This is a genomic window from Streptomyces gardneri (genome assembly GCF_006539185.1).
In the GTDB taxonomy this organism is placed as follows: Bacteria; Actinomycetota; Actinomycetes; order Streptomycetales; family Streptomycetaceae; genus Streptomyces; species Streptomyces gardneri.
Map to the genome: position 1 here is coordinate 1 of NZ_BJMN01000137.1, position 1138 is coordinate 1138.

1 protein-coding gene is annotated in these 1138 nt (G+C 68.6%); it reads right to left on the reverse strand.

Annotated features, from left to right (window positions below):
• On the reverse strand, positions 1–1138 hold a 1138-nt coding region (locus SGA01_RS40750; protein WP_255325387.1), incomplete at its 5' end, for an acyl-CoA dehydrogenase family protein.

Below are 1138 nucleotides of genomic sequence, written 5' to 3' on the forward strand. Positions count from 1 at the left end.
TTACGGGAGGTTGCGGGCCATGACGATGCGCTGGACCTGGTTGGTGCCTTCGTAGATCTGGGTGATCTTGGCGTCGCGCATCATGCGCTCGACGGGGTAGTCACGGGTGTAGCCGTAGCCGCCGAGGAGCTGGACGGCGTCGATGGTGACCTCCATGGCGACGTCGGAGGCGAAGCACTTGGCCGCGGCGCCGAAGAAGGTCAGGTCACCATCCACTCGCTCGCTCTTGGCGGCGGCGGCGTAGGTGAGCTGGCGGGCGGCTTCGAGCTTCATGGCCATGTCGGCGAGCATGAACTGGACGCCCTGGAAGTCGGCGATGGGCTTGCCGAACTGCTTGCGTTCCTTGACGTAGCCCTTGGCGTAGTCGAGGGCGCCCTGGGCGATGCCGATGGCCTGGGCGGCGATGGTGACGCGGGTGTGGTCGAGGGTCTTCATCGCGGTGGCGAAGCCGGTGCCCTCGGCGCCGATCATGCGGTCGGCGGGGATGCGGACGTTGTCGAGGTAGACCTCGCGGGTCGGGGAGCCCTTGATGCCGAGCTTCTTCTCCGGGGCTCCGAAGGAGACGCCCTCGTCGGACTTCTCCACGACGAAGGCGCTGATGCCCTTGGAGCGCTTGTCGGGGTCGGTGACGGCCATCACCGTGTAGTACTCCGAGACACCGGCGTTGGTGATCCACCGCTTCACGCCGTTGAGGACCCAGAAGTCCCCGTCACGCACCGCGCGGGTCTTCATCCCGGCCGCGTCCGAACCCGCGTCGGGCTCCGAGAGGGCGTAGGAGAACATCGCGTCGCCCTTGGCCAGCGGGCCCAGGTACTTCGCCTTCAGCTCCTCCGAGCCCGACAGGATCACCGGCAGCGAGCCCAGCTTGTTCACCGCCGGGATCAGCGAGGAGGAACCGCACGCCCGCGCGACCTCCTCGATCACGATCACCGTCGCCAGCGCGTCCGCGCCGGCGCCGCCGTACGCCTCGGGGACGTGCACCGCGTGCAGGTCGTTGGCGACCAGCGCGTCCAGCGCCTCCTGCGGGAACCGGCCCTCCTCGTCCACCGCGGCCGCGAACGGAACGATCTTCGCCTCCGCCAGCGCACGCACCGACTCCCGGAGCATGTCGTGCTCCTCGGAGGGCCGATACAGGTCG